The sequence below is a fragment of the Halorubrum sp. SP3 genome (assembly GCF_005435195.1).
GTDB lineage: Archaea > Halobacteriota > Halobacteria > Halobacteriales > Haloferacaceae > Halorubrum > Halorubrum sodomense.
Genome location: NZ_SGTU01000742.1, coordinates 1 through 225, shown reverse-complemented (window position 1 = coordinate 225; position 225 = coordinate 1). Strand labels below are relative to the sequence as shown.

Annotated in this window: 1 pseudogene; it reads right to left on the bottom strand. The window is 57.8% G+C overall.

Annotated elements, in window-relative coordinates:
* A pseudogene (locus tag EXE42_RS20045) lies at window positions 1-225 on the bottom strand (hypothetical protein); the annotation flags it as partial.

Sequence of the window (225 nt, the reverse complement as noted above, 5' to 3'; positions counted from 1 at the left end):
CATCGAATTGCGCTCTGTAGTCCTCGATCTGGGTGATCGTATCGTCGAGTGCGTCAACGATCTCTTGCTCAGAGTATTCCTCTCGGATCTGGTCGATGCGCCGCCACTGGAAGTACGAGTCGTTGCGCTCATAGCGGACCGGGCGACCGGTGTGCCGGTGAACCATGCCCATCTCGTCGAACCACTCTAAGTAGTCCCGTGCCGTTTCGGTACCGCAATCAGCAC